The organism is Variovorax defluvii (assembly GCF_039541515.1).
In the GTDB taxonomy this organism is placed as follows: Bacteria; Pseudomonadota; Gammaproteobacteria; order Burkholderiales; family Burkholderiaceae_C; genus Variovorax; species Variovorax defluvii.
Genome location: NZ_BAABGJ010000010.1, coordinates 44487 through 61913, shown reverse-complemented (window position 1 = coordinate 61913; position 17427 = coordinate 44487). Strand labels below are relative to the sequence as shown.

17 protein-coding genes and 1 riboswitch are annotated in these 17427 nt (G+C 67.1%); of the genes, 9 read left to right on the top strand and 8 right to left on the bottom strand.

From position 1 onward, the window contains the following. Positions 1-3: 3 nt before the first annotated feature. Positions 4-819: an N-formylglutamate deformylase gene (gene hutG / locus ABEA07_RS06525; protein WP_345536662.1), complete on the top strand. Its 816-nt coding sequence runs from the start codon at positions 4-6 to the stop codon at positions 817-819. Between the two features lie 46 nt (positions 820-865). On the opposite strand, the gene ABEA07_RS06520 is transcribed toward hutG, so the two are convergent. The 3 genes from ABEA07_RS06520 to ABEA07_RS06510 all read right to left on the bottom strand — a co-directional run bounded on the left by ABEA07_RS06520 (position 866) and on the right by ABEA07_RS06510 (position 3205). Continuing rightward, positions 866-1309, bottom strand: coding sequence for a CesT family type III secretion system chaperone (locus ABEA07_RS06520; RefSeq protein ID WP_345536661.1), 444 nt, complete (start codon positions 1307-1309; stop codon positions 866-868). Positions 1310-1469: 160 nt separating this feature from the next. After that, positions 1470-2099 (bottom strand): hypothetical protein, encoded by a 630-nt coding sequence (locus tag ABEA07_RS06515; protein ID WP_345536660.1) that lies wholly within the window; start codon positions 2097-2099, stop codon positions 1470-1472. Positions 2100-2200: 101 nt separating this feature from the next. Next, complete coding sequence (locus ABEA07_RS06510; protein WP_345536658.1) at positions 2201-3205, bottom strand: hypothetical protein; 1005 nt, start codon at positions 3203-3205, stop codon at positions 2201-2203. Between the two features lie 184 nt (positions 3206-3389). Between ABEA07_RS06510 and ABEA07_RS06505 the strand changes: the two genes are divergently transcribed. Both ABEA07_RS06505 and ABEA07_RS06500 read left to right on the top strand, forming a co-directional pair. Then, positions 3390-4436: a homocysteine S-methyltransferase family protein gene (locus tag ABEA07_RS06505; RefSeq protein ID WP_345536657.1), complete on the top strand. Its 1047-nt coding sequence runs from the start codon at positions 3390-3392 to the stop codon at positions 4434-4436. 161 nt (positions 4437-4597) lie between these two features. Further along, positions 4598-5419, top strand: a complete 822-nt coding sequence (locus ABEA07_RS06500; RefSeq protein WP_345536656.1) for an SH3 domain-containing protein — start codon at positions 4598-4600, stop codon at positions 5417-5419. On the opposite strand, the gene ABEA07_RS06495 is transcribed toward ABEA07_RS06500, so the two are convergent. Beyond that, positions 5416-6303: a LysR family transcriptional regulator gene (locus ABEA07_RS06495; protein ID WP_345536655.1), complete on the bottom strand. Its 888-nt coding sequence runs from the start codon at positions 6301-6303 to the stop codon at positions 5416-5418. The genes ABEA07_RS06500 and ABEA07_RS06495 overlap by 4 nt on opposite strands. Before the next feature lie 93 nt (positions 6304-6396). Between ABEA07_RS06495 and ABEA07_RS06490 the strand changes: the two genes are divergently transcribed. The 6 genes from ABEA07_RS06490 (at position 6397) to ABEA07_RS06465 (ending at position 13725) form a co-directional block, all read left to right on the top strand. Next, entirely contained in the window at positions 6397-6834 is a 438-nt protein-coding gene (locus tag ABEA07_RS06490) for a PACE efflux transporter (RefSeq protein ID WP_345536654.1), read from the top strand. 8 nt (positions 6835-6842) lie between these two features. Then, positions 6843-6936: riboswitch (S-adenosyl-L-homocysteine riboswitch) on the top strand. A gap of 21 nt (positions 6937-6957) precedes the next feature. Further along, positions 6958-9720: a methionine synthase gene (gene metH / locus ABEA07_RS06485; protein ID WP_345536653.1), complete on the top strand. Its 2763-nt coding sequence runs from the start codon at positions 6958-6960 to the stop codon at positions 9718-9720. Positions 9721-9777: 57 nt separating this feature from the next. Continuing rightward, entirely contained in the window at positions 9778-11550 is a 1773-nt protein-coding gene (locus ABEA07_RS06480) for a glycosyltransferase family 39 protein (protein WP_345536652.1), read from the top strand. Next, positions 11547-12527, top strand: coding sequence for a glycosyltransferase family 2 protein (locus ABEA07_RS06475; RefSeq protein WP_345536650.1), 981 nt, complete (start codon positions 11547-11549; stop codon positions 12525-12527). Before ABEA07_RS06480 ends, ABEA07_RS06475 begins: the two co-directional genes overlap by 4 nt. After that, positions 12527-12925: a GtrA family protein gene (locus ABEA07_RS06470; protein WP_345536649.1), complete on the top strand. Its 399-nt coding sequence runs from the start codon at positions 12527-12529 to the stop codon at positions 12923-12925. The genes ABEA07_RS06475 and ABEA07_RS06470 overlap by 1 nt, the downstream gene beginning before the upstream one ends. 125 nt (positions 12926-13050) lie before the next feature. Next, entirely contained in the window at positions 13051-13725 is a 675-nt protein-coding gene (locus ABEA07_RS06465; protein WP_345536647.1) for an FHA domain-containing protein, read from the top strand. Positions 13726-13858: 133 nt separating this feature from the next. Here ABEA07_RS06465 and ABEA07_RS06460 read toward each other — a convergent pair whose 3' ends face one another. The 4 genes from ABEA07_RS06460 to ABEA07_RS06445 form a co-directional block, all read right to left on the bottom strand. Continuing rightward, the gene (locus tag ABEA07_RS06460) at positions 13859-14128 is read right to left on the bottom strand and encodes a hypothetical protein (RefSeq protein WP_345536646.1); all 270 of its coding nucleotides are present in this window, start codon (positions 14126-14128) and stop codon (positions 13859-13861) included. Between the two features lie 8 nt (positions 14129-14136). Further along, positions 14137-15474 carry an RHS repeat domain-containing protein gene (locus tag ABEA07_RS06455; RefSeq protein WP_345536644.1) on the bottom strand — a complete coding sequence of 446 codons (1338 nt, stop codon included), beginning with the start codon at positions 15472-15474 and terminating at the stop codon, positions 14137-14139. A 161-nt stretch (positions 15475-15635) separates the two neighbouring features. Continuing rightward, entirely contained in the window at positions 15636-16613 is a 978-nt protein-coding gene (locus ABEA07_RS06450) for a 2-dehydropantoate 2-reductase (RefSeq protein WP_345536642.1), read from the bottom strand. Positions 16614-16623: 10 nt separating this feature from the next. Next, positions 16624-17415, bottom strand: coding sequence for a class II aldolase/adducin family protein (locus ABEA07_RS06445; RefSeq protein ID WP_345536641.1), 792 nt, complete (start codon positions 17413-17415; stop codon positions 16624-16626). Between the last annotated feature and the right edge of the window lie 12 nt (positions 17416-17427).

Sequence of the window (17427 nt, the reverse complement as noted above, 5' to 3'; positions counted from 1 at the left end):
ACCATGCCCTTCACCACCACCGAACCTCCCTTCCGCTTTCGCCGCGGCACGCGCCCGCTGCTGATCTCCATGCCGCACGCCGGCACGTACCTTCCGCCGCAGCTCGCTGCGCGCCTGACCGACGAGGCGCGGCAGGTGCCCGACACCGACTGGCATCTGGAGCGTCTTTACGATTTCGCCGACGAGCTCGGGGCTTCTGTACTGGTCGCGACGCACTCGCGCTATGTGATCGACCTCAACCGCCCGCCGGACGGCGCGAGCTTGTACCCCGGGCAAAGGGTCACCGGCCTGTGCCCGGTCGACACCTTCGACGACACGCCGCTCTATGCCGCTGGCGACGTGCCCGACGAGACGGAGATCGCCGAGCGCCGCACCGCCATCTGGGAGCCCTACCACCGCCAGCTGGCGGAGGAACTCGGGCGCATCAAGGCCCGGCACGGCATCGCGGCGCTCTGGGATGCGCACTCCATCCGCTCCGTGCTGCCGCGCTTCTTCGAGGGCCGACTGCCCGACTTCAACCTCGGCACCGCTCAGGGCGCGAGCTGCGACCCCGCGCTCGGCCAGGCCTTACTGGCGATCGCGAAGGAGGCCACAGGATTCACGAGCGTGCTGAACGGCCGCTTCACCGGCGGCTACATCACCCGGCACCACGGTCAACCGGCGCAGAACGTGCACGCGGTGCAGTTGGAGATGACGCAGTGCAGCTACATGCAGGAGGCGTTGCCCTTCGACTACCTGCCCGAAGTGGCGGGGCGGGTGCAGCCGCACGTGCGGCGGATGGTGGAGGCCGTTGTGCGCTTCGTGGAAACGCGTTCGTAGCCACGGCGTTCCGATGGCAGAAGGAACTCAAGCATGGGAGCGGTTTTCAAGCCAGCACGCTTGCCAACAGAACACCATCGCTTTCCCCCGCCTGGAGCCCGACGATGTCCCGCGCCGCCCGGGTTTCCTCAAGATGAAAGCTGAGCATTTCCGCCACGAATTCCCCATCGAGCGCTTCGTCATCACGAAGCTCCCCGCAGAAAATCGCACGTGAAGAGGGGTTGTCGAAGGCATAGGCGCCGCGCAGGTTTCCATGCATTCGAAGGTTGAGCTGCAGCAGCTGTTCGCAAACCTCTGTTCGCCCGTGTGGGCTGGCGTCACCCAGGTCGATGTAGAAGTAGAGCGCGTTGGTGTCTTCGTTGCCGTCGAAGTCCATCAAAACTTCGATCCCGTCCACAGAGAACGAATAGCGCCCGTCCTGCTTCGTTGGCGCAACCTGCAAGGCATGAGTGGCTGCTTCGCAAATCTCATCGAATTGAGTTTGGTTCATGGTGTTCCTCTGCGCGGGCCGGTCCGTCCACCATGGACGAACGGGTGGGCGCAGAACTTCGTAACCATGCAGTGCCCGCCGTTCCACGAGACGCGGCGCGAGGAACGCGTCGGCGGAGAAGCGGGCTCGCCGAACTTCCATCACATCCCGAAGAATTAATTTATTTTTTATCCTCTTCACTTTGCGAGAGGGAACCATCTTGATCGAGCTTTTGATCGAGATCGTCGAGTACCGCGGCGAGTTCCTCTAGAGAAAGGGCTTCTTGCCTTCTGTCCGTCTTCTGCTTGAATTGAGATGGCCCCTGTTCACGCTCCCGGTGGGTTCCGTATCGGATGAATTCTGGAATTCTCCTGGCGCTTGGGCTAAGACTAGGGGAGGCCCGCGATGACGTCTCCGGTGATACGCCGCCTTGTTCGCCAGACCGTTCAAGCGTTGCGCTGCGAGGGGCATTGACGTTGGACCCTATCTGCAACTTGGGCAATGCGGCCGTTGCGGTGCTGCGACGGAGGCGTTTCGCCTGGTCGCGGAGATTCATGATGTCAAGAGGCGTTTTTTTGGGGGAGCCGTCGGGTGTTGACTGCTCTCCGCTCATCTGCAGCGGTTCTTGCCCGGTTGCTGGGGGATGTGGTAGTTGGGGCAATCTCGACACCTCGGGCCGAGGAATGATGGCGCGTAGATTGTCAGCGCCAGCGTTGTTTTCCCCCGGTGCCTCGAAATGCCGCCTGGCCTCTGGGATTGGCGGCAGGGGCCTGTTAGTCTGGTATCTCTTTTCGCTGATGGAATTGGTCACGGTGTTGGATTTTTCTGCGGTTTGTTGAAGTGGCGAGTGGAGACCTTTGGTGTTCGGGATTTAGGCGGAAATCGCCATGAGAAGCACAAGTCTCCCAGTTTTTACCGTACTGTTTTTTGTCTGCGATCGGGTTGGCTCTCTACGGATTGCCATTCGCCTTGAAGCCGTGTTTGAAATTTCTTGAAGCTTGGACATGTTTTAACTGATGCCGCGTTTCCGGCGCTTGCGAGATAATTTTCTATGTCTCTTCTTTGCGCCAATGTCAAGTAAGTGCGCAGCCACCCGTATAAATCCCGTATGTACTCGAGCCTCTCCTCGGCGCGAAGGTCGCTCAGCAGCCTCGCATGCCTGAGGGTTTCGGATCGAGCGGTGTTAACTGGAATGGCGACGCCGGTTGCGCTGCGAAAAATATTGAGGGCACGCGCCATGGCGTCTTGCTCATCGCGCATTTCGCTCTCGATGAAGGCTTTCACTTCCGAGGCCAGCCATTTGCTCGGGTACAAGGCATTCAGCGCCTCATCGAGCGCGACTTGCAACTCGCCTAAGTGCCTATTTATCACGCTGATGTCCGCTCCGGCAGCGTTCATGCGCCCAATGTGGTCCCGTACCATGTCCCGCTGCTTCGCCGGCAGATGGTGCTGCAGCGCCGCGAACAAACCGGTGAGCTGCGAAGGCCTTTGATCATTGGGGAGGTCGATCAATGCCCGTGCAAATATCCGGACCTCCGGATGCCTGCGGTCGAGGCCATGGTCAGCCCCTGCGGCACAGCGCAGGATGCTGAGAACCCGCCGTGATGAGCTCTCCATGGTGATCGCGATGGAGCCGTCGATCAGCTGTGCAATTCGTGTTCCAGTCATGGGGCCGGCGGTCGCAGCTCGGGGTTCGGGACATCGGCTCGCGCGTTGTGAATAGACTTCTTTTGAATCCGTCGTATTTCTCAGGTAGGAGTGCGCCATCCAATATTCGATGATTTCAGCTGTGAATTTTGGTGCGACGTCGGGCGGAGCGGCTGCCAAAGCAGCCTCTTTCCGGATTTTGTTGATACCCGTCCGCAAAGCCAGCAGGATTCTTCTTGAGTCAGCATTTATGGGTTTCTTTGTCGTCATCGTCGGGGGTTGTCTTCTCTTCGGCGGTGTGACGTACTTGAGCCGTCCAGGGCACACATGACGGGATGGGGTTGCCGTCCTCACGCGTGCCAGACTGCGTAACCCTTTGTCGCGAACGGTTCCATCGCCATCGCAATCCGAAGGATTTCAAAGGGGCATCGGAGCGCTTCCTACAATCCTCCCCATGAACCCCCCCGCCTACACGCGCGCCCAGCAGCTCCCCGCCATCCTCGCCGGCCGCATTGCCATCCTCGACGGCGCGATGGGCACCATGATCCAGCGCTTCAAGCTGAGCGAAGCTCAGTACCGCGGCGAGCGCTTCAAGGACTTTCCGCGCGACGTGAAGGGCAACAACGAGTTGCTGTCGCTCACGCGGCCCGAGGTGATCCGCGACATCCACGAGGGCTACCTCGCCGCCGGCGCCGACCTGATCGAGACCAACACCTTCGGCGCGACGCGCATCGCACAGGAGGACTACAAGATGGCCGAGCTGGCGCGCGAGATGAACCTCGAATCCGCCCGCATCGCGCGCGCGGCCTGCGACAAGTTCTCCACGCCCGACAAGCCGCGCTTCGTGGCCGGCGCCCTGGGCCCGACGCCCAAGACGGCCAGCATCAGCCCCGACGTGAACGACCCCGGCGCGCGCAACGTGGGCTTCGAGGAACTGCGTGCCTCCTATTACGAGCAGGTCGAGGCCCTGGTCGAAGGCGGTGCCGACGTGCTGCTGGTCGAGACCATCTTCGACACCCTCAACGCCAAGGCCGCGCTGTTCGCGATCGACGAGTACTTCGAGGCCAGCGGCGAGCGCCTGCCCTTGATCATCAGCGGCACGGTGACCGATGCCTCCGGCCGCATCCTGAGCGGGCAGACCGTCACCGCCTTCTGGCACAGCGTGCGTCATGCGCGGCCGTTGGCCATCGGCCTGAACTGCGCGCTGGGTGCGGCGCTGATGCGGCCCTACCTCCAGGAGTTGGCGCGGGTGGCGGACGACACCTTCATCAGCTGCTACCCCAATGCGGGCCTGCCCAATCCGATGAGCGACACCGGCTTCGACGAGACGCCGGAGGTCACCTCGCGCCTGCTGCACGAGTTCGCCGCCGAGGGCCTGGTGAACATCGTGGGCGGTTGCTGCGGCACCACGCCGGATCACATCGCGGCCATCGGGCGCGCGGTCTCGCCGCTGGCGGGACGGGCGCTGCACCGCGCAGCCTTCTACCCCGAAGCGGCCTGACCCGCCTGGCGCCGCCGCGGCGCTTTACAAAGGCCGGGTGAAGAAGATCTCCAAGGGTTAGGCCGGTCCACGCCTCGCTGCCGGCGGCGTTGGGCGGGTAGGCCGCAGCCGATTGACAGCGCTCCGGCGCGCGGCCTACCCTGGACCGCAAAGGAGCACGTATGAAGTCCCTCTCTGGCCGGCGATGGATCCGCATCGTTGCCATCGGTGTTCTGGCAGCCGCGCTGCCTTTGGCGGCCGCGGCCCAGGAGGCTCTCTCGCGCAGCGCCGCCAACCTGCGCGCAGGTCCCTCCGGCGACTATCCGGTCGTCGCCCGACTGGGCCCCGGCCAGCCCTTCGACGTGCTGGGCTGCACCAGCGGCTATCGCTGGTGCGACGTGGTCCTGCCCGACGGGCTGCGCGGTTGGCTCTACGCCGGCAACATCGACTACGCCTACGAGCGCCGGCGCGTGCCGCTGGCCAGTTACGGCGCGATCATCGGCGTGCCCATCGTCGGCTTCACGATCGGAAACTATTGGTCCGATCACTACCGCGACCGGCCCTGGTACCGCGAGCCACGCTGGTGGGATGGCCGGCCGCCGCCACCGGTGGCGGGCTGGCGCCCGGTGCCGGCGCCGCGGCCGGACTGGCGACCCAACCCCTGGCATGACCGCGACCCGGGCTATCGGCCGCGTCCCGACCCGGGCTTCCGCCCGCAGCCGGGCTGGCAACCGCCCCCTGGGCCGCGACCGCCACCCGAGCACGGCATCCGCCCGCCCCGGCCCGAACGCGATGTCCGCCCGCCACGGCCCGACCACCCTGGCGCGCGGCCGCCTCAATTCGGCCAGCCACCGGCCATGCCTCCGGGACGCCCGCCCATGGCGCAGCCGGCACCCCCGGCCGCCTTCCCGCCCGGCTCCGTGCCGAGGGCGGCCGCGGACATGCGACAGAGGCAAATGGACCGGATCAACCAGCCGCAGTCGCCGTCGGCCGATCGACCCTAGTCTTTCTTGCGCGCGACCAGCGCCACGAAGCGCTGCGCCCCGAGGCCCAGCGGGCGTTCGCGCGACCAGACGACGTCGACCCACAGGTCCAGCCCGTTGCTGAGGTTCTCGAAGGGAATTTCCACCAGCGCGCCCGCCGCCACGTGAGGCCGGGCGAAGTTGCGCGGCAGCCAGCCCCAGCCCAGACCGGCCGTGATCAGGCTCAGCGCGGCCAGGGCGTTGTCGGTGCGCCAGGCATGGCGGGCGAACACGAAACGCGGGTCGCTGGTGGCCAGGTCGCGGCCCGCCACCACGATCTGCCGGGTGTTGCGCAGGTGGTCCTCGCGCATCCGGCCGCCGGCGGCCGTCAGCGCCGGGTGGCCGGGCGCCATGACGGCCACCATCATCTCGCTCGCCACTTCCTGAAAGCCCTCGCGGCCGTCCATGCTGGGCCGCTCGAAGACCAGGGCGAGCTGGGCCCGCCCGCTGTGCAGCAGGGCCAGCGCGTCGGCCTGCGGCGCGGCCAGAACCTCGACTTCCAGCTGCGGATAGTCCCGCGCCAGCGTGGCCAGCGGCTCGCTCCAGGGCGCTGCCAGCAACTCGGGCGCGATGGCGAGGGTGAGGCGGTTTTCCAGGCCTTGTGTCAGCGCCAGGGCCTGGACCTGCAGCTCCTGCAACTGCGCCGCCAGCAGCCGGGCCTGCGGTTCGAGTGAGCGCGCCGCGGCGGTGGGCCGGGGCTCGCGGCCGCTGCGGTCGAACAGGGGGAGGGCGAGCTCGGCCTCCAGGTTGGCGACGGCCATGCTCACGGCCGAGGGCACACGGTGCAGGGCCCGCGCGGCGCCCGAGAAGGAGCCGTGGTCCAACACGGCCAGGAAGACCTGCACGTTGTCGCTGGTGAAGGCCATGCCTATCAATGAAATTGAAAGAAGATGACTTTTTATATCAACAAACAACACATAAAGTCCACCCATCGCCATCCAAAAACACAGGAAAGAAGCATGCAAGGGCTCAAGCGCCGCGTCGTCTACATCAGCCTCTACGAGGGCATCGCCATCGTCGCGGCCAGTGCGGGCCTGGCGCTGATGACGGGACAGAGCGCCGGTCATTCGGGCGTGGCGGCGGTCATGGCCTCGGTCATCGCGGTGCTCTGGAATCTGAGCTTCAACGCGATGTTCGAGCGCTGGGAATCGCGCCAGAAGGTGCGCGGCCGCAGCGTGCGCCGGCGCATCGCCCACGCCATCGGTTTCGAGGGCGGGCTGGTGGCCTTCCTGGTGCCGGTCTTCGCCTGGTGGCTGAACGTGAGCCTCTGGCAGGCGCTGGTGATGGACCTGGGCCTGGTCGTGTTCTTTCTCATCTATACCTTCGTCTTCAACTGGGCTTTCGACATGGTGTTCGGGCTGCCGGCTTCGGCGGCCGGTGCTGCGCAGCCGGCGTAAAATCGCCCGCTCCCAAGGAGCGTTGCAGCGCGGCATCCCTCGTCCAGGGCGCCGCGTCAGGCTTGGGCTTCCTCCGCTGGAGTGCAACGACGCTCGCCTGATCCCCCGTTTGCAGGTGAGCTCATGTCGTCCTCCCACTCTTCCCCTTCTTTTCCCGTCACCGTCCCTCCCATGAAGCTGTCCGGCCTGGAGCCGGTCCAGATCGGCGAGGGCACGCTCTTCGTCAACATCGGCGAGCGCACCAACGTCACCGGCTCCAAGGCCTTCGCCCGCATGATCCTCAACGGCCAGTTCGAGGACGCGCTGGCGGTGGCGCGGCAGCAGGTCGAGAACGGCGCGCAGGTGATCGATGTCAACATGGACGAGGCCATGCTCGACAGCAAGGCCGCGATGGTGCGCTTCCTGAACCTGATCGCCAGCGAGCCCGACATCGCGCGCGTGCCGATCATGGTCGACAGCTCCAAGTGGGAGGTGATCGAGGCCGGTCTGCGCTGCATCCAGGGCAAGGGCATCGTCAACTCGATTTCCATGAAGGAGGGCGTCGACAAGTTCAAGCACGAGGCCGCCCTGGTGCGCCGCTATGGCGCAGCCGCGGTGGTGATGGCCTTCGACGAGAAGGGCCAGGCCGACACCTTCGAGCGCAAGATCGAGATCTGCGAGCGCGCCTACCGCATCCTGGTCGACGAGGTGGGCTTCCCGCCCGAGGACATCATCTTCGACCCCAACATCTTCGCGATCGCCACCGGCATCGAGGAGCACAACAACTACGCGGTCGACTTCATCGAGGCCACGCGCTGGATCAAGAAGAACCTGCCGGGCGCGAAGGTCAGCGGCGGCGTCTCGAACGTGAGCTTCAGCTTCCGCGGCAACGATCCGGTGCGCGAGGCGATCCACACCGTCTTCCTCTATCACGCGATCCAGGCCGGCATGGACATGGGCATCGTCAACGCCGGCATGGTCGGCGTGTACGACGACCTGGAGCCCTCGCTGCGCGAGCGCGTGGAAGACGTGGTGCTCAACCGCCGCCCGGATGCCGGTGAGCGCCTGGTGGAAGTGGCCGAGAGCGCCAAGAGTGGCGCCAAGGACGACAGCAAGAAGCTCGAGTGGCGCGGCACGCCGGAGCAGCCGGTGCCGGTCAACCAGCGGCTGTCGCACGCGCTGGTGCACGGCATCACCGACTTCATCGTCGAGGACACCGAAGAGGCCTACCGCGCCATCCTCGCCGGGGGCGGCCGGCCGCTGCACGTGATCGAGGGCCCGCTGATGGACGGCATGAACGTGGTCGGCGACCTGTTCGGCGCCGGCAAGATGTTCCTGCCCCAGGTGGTGAAGTCGGCCCGCGTGATGAAGCAGGCCGTGGCCCATCTCATCCCCTACATCGAGGAAGAGAAGCGCCAGGACGAGGCCGCCGGCCGCGACGTGCGCAGCAAGGGCAAGATCATCATCGCCACCGTGAAGGGCGACGTGCACGACATCGGCAAGAACATCGTCACCGTCGTGCTCCAGTGCAACAACTTCGAGGTGGTGAACATGGGCGTGATGGTGCCTTGCCACGAGATCCTGGCGCGGGCCAAGGTCGAGGGCGCGGACATCGTCGGACTCTCGGGCCTGATCACGCCCAGCCTGGAGGAGATGCAGTACGTGGCCGGCGAGATGCAGAAGGACGAGCATTTCCGCATCCGCAAGATCCCGCTGCTGATCGGCGGCGCCACCACCAGCCGCGTGCACACCGCGGTGAAGATCGCGCCCCACTACGAAGGCCCGGTGGTCTACGTGCCCGACGCCTCGCGCAGCGTGAGCGTGGCGCAGTCGCTGCTCTCGGACCAGGCGGCCACCTACATCGACGAGCTGAACGCCGACTACGACAAGGTCCGCCACCTGCACGCCAACAAGAAGCAGGTGCCGCTGTGGCCGCTGACCAAGGCGCGGGCCAACAAAACACCGATCGCCTGGGCCGGCTACGTGCCGCCGGTGCCCAAGTTCACCGGCCGCCGCGTGTTCCGCAACTTCGACCTCGCGGAGCTGGCGAAGTACATCGACTGGGGTCCCTTCTTCCAGACCTGGGACCTGGCCGGCCCCTTCCCGGCGATCCTCAAGGACGAAGTGGTGGGCAGCGAGGCGGTGCGCGTCTTCGGCGACGGCCAGCGCATGCTCAAGCGTCTGATCGAGGGCCGCTGGCTCACGGCGAGCGGCGTGGTCGGCTTCTGGCCGGCGAACACCGAGCGCGACGACGACATCGTGCTCTACACCGACGAGTCGCGGACGACGCCCGCGCTCACCTGGTGGGGCCTGCGCCAGCAGACCGAGAAGCAGGCCATCGAGGGCGTGATGCGGCCCAGCCGCTGCCTGGCCGACTTCGTCGCCCCGCGCGCGAGCGGCCTGAAGGACTACGTGGGCATGTTCGCCGTGACCGCCGGCATCGGCGTCGAGAAGAAGGAGAAGTTCTTCCTCGACGACCTCGACGACTACTCCGCCATCATGCTCAAGGCCCTGGCCGACCGCCTGGCCGAGGCCTTCGCCGAGGCGCTGCACCACCGCGTGCGCACCGACCTCTGGGGCTACGCGCCCGACGAGGCGCTGAGCAACGAGGCCATGATCGCCGAGAAATACCGCGGCATCCGCCCGGCGCCCGGCTACCCGGCCTGCCCGGACCACAGCGTCAAGCGCCCGATGTTCGACCTTCTGCAGTGTCAGGACATCGGCATGAGTCTCACCGAAAGCCTCGCTATGATGCCGGCCGCCAGCGTCAGCGGCTTCTATCTGAGCCATCCCCAGGCGAGCTATTTCAATGTGGGCAAGATCGGGCACGATCAGTTGCAGGACCAGGCCGCGCGCCGCCACGAAAGCGAAGCCGAACTGGAACGGCTCCTGGCACCGAACCTCTGACCCAGCGGCCGGCCGGCGCACGAGGCGCCGGCACACCGGGGAACTCTTATTCAGACATTGACCTTTGCCGCCGCGCACTACGCGGCACTGGCGATCTTCGCCGCCGCCTGCTGGGGCTTCGGGCGGGCGCTCTTCCTGCGCCTGGGCGCCCCGGCACGCAGCGACTTCTGGCTCGAGACGGCGATGGCGACCGCGCTCGGCGTCGGCCTCTTCATCTGTGTCTTCCAGGGGCTGGGCATCGCCGGACTGCTGCGCATGCCCGCGGTGCTGCTGGTGGTCGCGGTCGGCTTTGCCGCGGCCTGCATCCAGGTGCCCGGCTGGCTGCGCCAGATGCGCGCTCTGCCGCCCGGGCCACGTCTGACGTGGATCGAGAAGGTGGCCCTGGCCGCGCTGGCCTTGGTGGCGCTGCCCACCCTGTTCGAACCGCTGGCGCCACCGGCCGCCTTCGACGAGCTGATGTACCACCTGCCCTACGCGCGCCAGGTGGCACAGAGCGGCGCGCTCGGCATCCACGAGTGGCTGCGCTACCCCTGGTTCCCCTACAACTACAACCTGCTCTACGCGGCCGCGCTGCTGGTGGGCGACGACGTGCTGCCGCACCTGCTCAGCGCGATGGCCGGGTGGCTCTCGGTGTGGCTGGTCTACCGCCTGGGCCTGGCGTACCTCAACCGGGTGCTCGCCTGTGCCGCCGCCGCCGTCTTGCTGGGCATGGGCGACTACGCCAGTGCGCTGATCGACATGGGTGTCGCCCTCTTCGTGCTGGCCGCCTGGATTTCGCTGTGGTGGTGGAACGAAGCCCACGCCGAGCAGCCGGATGCCGGCGTGCGCTGGCTGGCGCTGTCGGCCTTCTTCCTGGGGCTGGCGGCCGGGTCCAAGTACCAGGCCCTGACCTTCCTGCCGCTGGCGGCCTGGTTCGTGGTCCGGCGCGAGCGCCGGGTGCGGCCCTGGGGCGTGGCGTTGCTGTGCTTCCTGCTGCCCTGCATCTACTGGTTCGGCCGCAATGCGCTGATGACCGGCGACCCCTTCAACCCCATCGGCGCGCGGCTGTTCGGCTTCAGCAACTGGAACCCGGCCGACTACAAGAACCAGCTCGACGACGTGCGCGCCCATGCCGCGCTGCCCAGCGTCCTGATCTGGCCCGTGGTGCTGGCGCCCTTGAGCCGGGCCTGGCGGCGCACGCCGGCGGTGCATGCGGCCATCGTCTTCTGCGCCTATTCGCTCATCGTGTGGGCGCTGACCTCGCGCTACCCGCGTTACATGACGGCCTCCTTTCCGCTGCTGGCGCTGGTGGCGGTGCTGGGCTGGCAGGTGCTGCTGGGCTGGCTGGCCGCCGGACTGCACCGTATGCTCCCGTCCGCAGTGCGCGGGGAAGGGCGCCCGCGCGTGGCCGTCGTCGTCGCCGCCCTGTTGCTGGCCGTGCTGGCGGCGGTGTCGTGGCGGCACAGCGAGCGCAGGCTCGCCGGCATCGCGGTGACCCCCGCGGCCCGCGAGGCCTTTCTGCGGGCGAACGTGCCCGGCTATGCGGTGATGAATCATGTGCGCGAGCAGGTGACCGGGCGCGTCTACCAGATCGCGCTCAGCGAGGCGATCTACTACGGGCCCAACCCGATCTGGGGCGATACCCTGGGCCCCTGGCGCTATGCAGACTTTCCGCTGCTGCCCGCGGCCGAGGCGGCGCGCCGCTTTGCCGGGCTTGGCTTCGAGGCGCTGGTCATGCCCGACGCGGTGGCCGACACGCTGGCGAAGGACCAAGGCTTCCGCCGGCATTTCGTTCTCATGTTCGCTCAGGACGGCGCCCGGGCATACCGTATCCTGCCCCCCGCACCATGAACGACGCTTTCTCCGACGCCCTGCGTTCACCGCCCCGCATCGCGGCGGTGATCCCCTGCTACAACGAGGCCCTGGCCATCGCGCAGGTGGTGGCCGAGTTCCGCACGGCGCTGCCCGAAGCCGAGATCCACGTCTTCGACAACGCCTCCACCGACGACACCGCCGCCATCGCCCGTGCCTGCGGCGCGCAGGTCACCTACGTGGCGCTGCCCGGCAAGGGCAACGTTGCGCGCCGCATGTTCGCGGACGTGGAGGCCGACATCTACGTGATGGTCGACGGCGACGCCACCTACGACCTGAGCAATCTGCGCCTGCTGGTCGACACGCTGATCGAGGGCAACCTCGACATGGTGGTCGGCTCGCGCCAGGACGACGGCCAGGACGCGCAGACCTACCGCACGGGCCACCGCTTCGGCAACCGCCTGCTGACCGGTGCCGTGGCCGCGCTGTTCGGTGGCCGGCTCACCGACATGCTGTCGGGCCTGCGCGTGTTCTCGCGGCGCTACGCCAAGTCCTTCCCGGCGGTCTCGAAGGGATTCGAGATCGAGACCGAGCTCACCGTCCACGCGCTGGAGCTGCGCATGCCCTTCGCCGAGCTGCCGGTGCGCTACCGGTCGCGCCCGGAGGGCTCGCACAGCAAGCTTTCCACGTACCGCGACGGCTGGCGCATCCTCAGGACCATCTGCAAGCTGTTCGTGAGCGAGCGGCCTCTGCTTTTCTTTTCGGCCATCGCGGCCGTGCTGGCGGTGGGCTCGGTCCTCGGCGCCGTGCCGCTGGCCCTGACCTACCTGCAGACAGGCCTGGTGCCGCGCCTGCCGACCGCCGTGCTGCTGACCGGCACCATGCTCACCGCGATGCTGTCCTTCGTCTGCGGCATCGTGCTGCACACGGTCACCATCGGCCGCCAGGAGGCCAAGCGGCTGCGCTACCTGGCGATCCCGGGCGTGCGGCATGCGCAGCCTGCCGAACTGCCCTGATGCACATCGGCCGCGAGTTCCTCCTGTTCGCGCTGGCGGGGGCGATCGGCTTCATCGTCGATGTGAGCGTGCTCTACCTCGCGGCGCCCTGGCTGGGCTGGTACGCGGCGCGGGTGCTGTCCTTCCTCGCCGCGGCCACCGCCACCTGGCTGCTGAACCGGCGCTACGCCTTCGCCGGGCGGCGATCGGGCGCTTCGCTGGCGCGGGAGTACCTGGGGTACCTCGTGACCATGCTGGGCGGGGCGGTCGTGAACTACGGCGTCTACGTGCTGACGCTGCATGCCCTCCAAGGGCCCTGGGTCCCCGCGCTGGGCGTGGCGCTGGGCAGCGGGGCGGGGATGGTGCTCAACTTCCTCTCGGCGCGCTACCTGGTCTTCCGGTCCCGGCGCGGGCATTGATCCTCCGCGCGTGGCAGCCATCCGCGGGCCGTACGCCGAATGGCCAGGGTCCTGCGCATTGTTTGGGGCTGTCGTTGAACGTACCATCTTCCGCAGGCGAGGAGCCGCCGGACTGCGGAGGAACGATGCCGACTTTGTTGCTGATGCGCGGGGTGCGCTACGCCCGAAAGATCCGCCTGCCGGACGGCGAGTTCTGGATCGGGCGCTGGACCGGCAACGACATCGTGCTGCCCAGCCCGCTGGTGAGCAAGGCGCATGCCGTGCTGAAGTGCCATGGCGAATTCGCGACCATCAAGGATGCGCACAGCACCAATGGAAGCTTCGTGAACGAGGCGCGCATCGACACCGTGCCGCTGCTGGAAGGCGACCGCCTGCGGCTGGGGGACGTGGAGTTCCTGTACTGCCGCCGGGACGATCCGACGGCCGAGCTGGTGCCGGCGCGCGTCAGGTCGGCACCCCCGCCGCAGCCGCAGGGGCCGGAGCAGATCGCAACCGATTTCGCAGAGCTGGCGCCCAAGCAAGCGCCTTGGCACGCCGCCGCGCCCGCTGCACGCAGCCGCGCCCAGCCGGTGGCCGAGGGCATCGCCTTCACCCTTCCGATGCGCGGGCGGGACATCGCGGCGCTGATCACTTATGACGCGCTGGCCCTGCATTTCGGGGTGTACGCGGTCGGCGAAGAAGGCTACGAGCGCGCGGTCGATGTCTACGAGGCGAACAGCCTCGCCATCCACGTGGCGGCCACCTGCAAGTACCTGGAGTCGGCACAGGAGCCGGTGGTGCTGCGGGCGCGGAATTTCTAGCGCTCGCTTATGTTGCCGGGGCACCCAGGGGTTCGGGGCCGAGGCTCTCAATAACGACGCCGGATTGACGTGGGTGCTGAGGCTTCGCCCCTTTGCCGCAAGCGTGCGGCCTGATCGACCGTCAAGGCGACCGTCAGTTTCCGTCTGGCGTCAACCGCACCCCACCGCAGGTCACATAGCAGTCCACAAAGCCGGAAATTTCGCCCGGGGCATAGACCGTGAGAGACGAATCGTTCGGCGCGATGGTGAAGGACGTGTTGGTGGTCACATCGTCAAAGACGGCGTGGATCTCAATGCTCTGGCCAGGTTGGACAATGAAGTACTCGGACAGTGGCTCCAAGAGCACCTTGACGGGCGCAGAACTTTCATTCTGCAACGGTAGTTTCGCAGTCGTGTTGGGCATGCCAACTCCTATTTCCAGCGCTTGAGGATGTCTTCCATGTACGCCGCACGCTCAGGAGCGACGGCACCGCCCCGGCCTGCAGCCGCGGCTTCTCTGTAGAGGTTTCGCGTAGCTTCGACTTCTGCTCTGGCCACACTCCCCTGGATTCGCGCCATGGCTGAAGCATCGAGCGCCTCCCTCGCGGCCTTCACTCCTGCCTCGCCATTTCCCCAACCGTAGATCTTCTTGAGTTCAGGGGCCGCGCGCGCAGAAAACACCTCAGCCTTCGCAAGCTCTCTCGCCCCTTCTGCAGCGTCCACCCCCGTGGGCGAGCAAGAGGGCCCGAAGACGCCTCGACCCGCCCCTGCCGCGGAGCCCGCTCCACCGAGTCGCGCGCGGCCCGGCACACCGAGTTGCAAAGGCTGCCATCCCGGCACCGGTGAAGGCTTGATCGTGCCCCCCGTTAGCGGCGAGTACGGGGCAGGCGCAGCGCCGTCGGGCTTCTTCGGCGCCAGCCCGTCGTCATCGAACACGCTCAGCGGATCGTCCAATGCGTAGACGAAGCGATTCGTGCCGGCGCTCAACCCAAAGGCATCGCCTTGCGTGTAGCGGCCCAACGACGGGTTGTAGAAGCGGTCCCGGTTCTCGAAGAGGCCCGACTCTTCATCCGCGTAGTGATTCGGGTAGCGGACGTTGTAGGTGATGTCCGGAAAGCTCGTCGTGCCGGGATTCGGGTTGACCTCCACGTTCGCGAACCTATTCTTCGCGGTGGTGGGCTTCTCGTCCCCGAAGGCCGAGTAGGCCCATTGCCAGACAGGCTGGCCCTGGCTGTTGGTGAGTCTTCTCGGGGTGTTCAGGTGATCGCTGTGAACGGCGTAGATCTGCCCGTTGATCACCGCCGCGATGGGCATAGGCCCGTTCGCGGTGGGCAGGTAGATGTACTGGGTGCTCCCGGAGCTGTTGGCGCCACCCGTGCCTGTCTCCGAAAGCAGATTGCCCTGCTCGTCGTACATGTAGGCAGTGCCTTGCTGTTCGGCACCGCTGGTGGCGGGGCTCCAGAGGCGTGAGAAGAAGCTCTTGAGGCTGTCGGTCAGGCCGGCAGTGGTCGTGCCGATCTGCGGCGTCGTCAACGATGGCCCGGCCTGGAGTGCACCAGCGACCGCGAAGGCGGCCAGGACGATCGTGACGATGCGCCAGAGCTGCCAGGCCGGGATGGGTGGCGCGGATGGCGCGGCGGCCTCCCGGTGGCGTGCGGCGGAGCCTCGCGCAGGCTTGGGCGCCCGGACGCGACGATGACGGGTTGAGGCTGGGGTGGGGCGCTTCGAGCGATCGCCCAAGCCGATGAAAGACGAGGCACGGGCGATCAACGCCCGCAGCGGCGCGCGCCGCGATGGACTTTTCATGTGTGACAGCTTTCCGGGAACGCCTGCTTGTTGTCGAGGCCCAGCACCAGGCGGTGTGCGAGGGCGGCGCGACTATACGTACCCGAGGTGGGCGTTGCAAGCGCGGCGGGTGCTGTCCGAAATTGTCAGTACAGCCCCAACTGCCGCGCCTGCAAGCGTGCCAGGCCCAGCAACGCATCCGTGAACGGCGTCTTCACCCCCGCGCGCTGCCCCAGTTCGCGCACCGCCGAGACCAGGGCATCGAGCTCCACCGGCCGGCCGGCTTCCACGTCCTGCAGCATCGAGGTCTTGAAGGCGCCGAGCTTGCGCGTGACCGCATGCCGGTCCTCCGGGCTCTCCGCGATCGGCACGCCGATGCGCTCGCCGATCTCGCGCGCCTCCAGCATGACGGTCGAGATGAAGCCGCGCACCAGCTCGTCGTCGAGGATGAGGTTGGTCGTGGCACGGGTCAGCGCGCTGATGGGATTGACCGTCATGTTGCCCCACAGCTTGTACCAGACGTCCTTCTGGATCTGTGGCGACAGGCGCGCCTCGAAGCCGGCGCGCTGCAGCAGCGCCTCGAGTTCCCTCGCGCGCGGCGTGGCCTCGCCCGAGGGCTCGCCGATGATCAGGCCGTTGCCGAAGTGGTGGCGCACCGTGCCGGGCCCGTCGAGCGAACAGCTCGCGTGCACCACGCAGCCGATCACGTGACGGGCGGGGATCGCGGCATCGATCCTGCCGCCCGGGTCCACCGCCTCCAGCGAGGTGCCGGCCAGGGGCCCGCCGAAGCCACCCTGCAGAAACCACCACGGCACGCCGTTCATGGCCGTCAGCACGAGGGTCTCCGGACCCAGGAGCGGCGCGATGCGCTCGGCGACCGCAGCCAGCGCCGGCGCCTTCACCGCGACCACCACCAGGTCCTGCACGCCCAGCTCGGCCGGGTCGGCCACCGCGTTGACCGCGACGCGTGTGCGCTGCTCGCCGCGCATCACGCTCAATCCTCTCTCTCGCAGGGCGTCCAGCGTGGCGCCGCGCGCCACCACGTTGAGGCGGCAGCCCGCCTGCGCGAGGCCGGCGCCGATCCAGCCGCCGATCGCGCCGGCGCCGTAGATGCAGACTTTCATGACTCGGTGTTCAGTGCTTGTAGGAATCGTCGATGCGGTCCACCTGCCGCACCAGCGCGTCGAACACATCCTGTCCGCCGCCGTGCTGGGGATTGAACTGCAGCGCATCGCGGGTGCACTTGCGCGCGATGGCGTCGGACACCGGGATCGGTGCACCCATCGAGAGCGTGGCCATCTGGATCTCGCAGGCACGCTGCAGGGTCCAGAGCATGGCGAAGGTCTGCGGCAGCGTCCGGCCCCAGGTGAGCAGGCCGTGGTTGCGCAGGATCACCGCCGGCCGGTTGCCGATGCTCTGCAGCAGCCGCGGGCCTTCGTCGGCATGGATGGTGATGCCCTCGAAGTCGTGGTAAGCCACCTTGTCGTGCAACTGCGCGGTGTAGAAGTTGGTCTGCTGCAGACCGCCCTGCAGGCAGGCCACGGCCACGCCGGCTGTCGTGTGCGTGTGCATGACGCAGTGAGCATCGGGCAGGCCGTCGTGGATGGCGGCATGCACGGTGAAGCCGGCCGGGTTGACCGGGTGGCGCGAACCGTCCAGCACCTTGCCCTGCAGGTCGATCTTCACCAGATTGCTGGCGCTGACCTCGGTGTAGTGCAGGCCGAAGGGGTTGATCAGGAACTGCTTCTCGCCCCCCGTCACGCTGTCGGGCAGCCGCACCGTGATGTGGTTGTAGATCATCTCGGTCCAGCCCAGCATCGCGAACACGCGGTAGCAGGCGGCCAGTTGCAGGCGCGCCTCCTGCTCGTCGGGATGCATGGCGGCACGGACCGGCGCGGTGGCCGGCGTGGCGAGGGGGGAGCTCATCGGCAGTTCCTT